The organism is Bacillus sp. 05T31 (genome assembly GCF_056396725.1).
Map to the genome: position 1 here is coordinate 1 of NZ_JBFTMA010000996.1, position 1164 is coordinate 1164.

Genomic DNA, 1164 nt, shown 5'->3' on the forward strand with positions numbered 1-1164 from the left:
ACTTTGTATGTTGCGGAGTATATATATTCCCTAAATCATTACCACCATAATAAAATAAATTATCAAATTCCTCGCTACGAATGACTTTACCGATTTCAGTATTCGCATCAGCTAAGTTTGCTATTTTAACTTTGTATGTTTGTTTTAAATCAATTTTCTGTTCCGTAATTATTTTAACCTTATTAGTAATATCTCCACTATTTTTATCATAAGGACTAATTCCCTTAATTTTAACGCCTTCAATTTCAATTTTCTGTTCCTTACTATTAAACGGAACATTAGTCGTTACAGTAATTTCATTAAAACTATCAATAGTAGCTTTTTGAATTGAGAGATCCGAAGAAGGCTTAGAGTTATATACTTTTTCATCACCCGAAAGGATCCATACTTCAGCACGACCATCCCTTATATTTTCAACCCAGTGATCACCTCCATCTTTTTCCCATTCATTGGTACGAACTATAAATCCTACACGATTATAGTCACCATCTATTTTTATCTTAGCGTATTTTCCAAATTCATCTTCACCAGTAAATTCATAAGATTTACCGTTTGCATTTTCTCCCCATACCCAAAGATTCCAGTCTTTTGTATTTCCAGATTTCTCTTTGTAATGAATGATAACTTCAGTTGTTTTCGAATTTGAAACTGCCTTCACACTCTGAAAAGAGAAAACAGATGATAACATAACGATTATGGCAAGTAATAAAAATGATTTGTTAATTAATCTTTTTGTCATTTGCACCACATACACCCTTTCTTTAAATAGTACGAGCTATTTATTATGCTCATACTAAATTACACTGCTTAAATTAATGTAGAAATCTCTTTTACTTCACCCCCATATTGACTATTTTCACGTATGTATTTCAATGATCTTTTAATACGAAAACGTTTGCATTAATGCTTAAAAAAATAGATTTTTTTTGCCTTCATATAGTTGTAAATACTAAAAGATCAGGGAAATCATTTTAAAGCAATCGTTTGTTATCGCTTTCATTTTATAGCACTTACTATTAAAAGGTCAATATATTATTAATTTTCTGTTTTATATCCTTGAAATCTTATATATTTGTCGTAACTTATTGAAGATAGATGCCTGATTATTGCTTAGTAAGTTTATTTTCACTAGTGTATTGCTACGTAAAAAAACAGCTAATATCC

Annotated in this window: 1 protein-coding gene; it reads right to left on the bottom strand. The window is 29.6% G+C overall.

Annotated elements, in window-relative coordinates:
• Positions 1-745 (bottom strand): pullulanase-associated domain-containing protein (locus tag AC1DJR_RS30650; RefSeq protein ID WP_477004331.1); only part of this gene is annotated, 745 nt, incomplete at its 3' end.
• Positions 746-1164 lie beyond the last annotated feature (419 nt).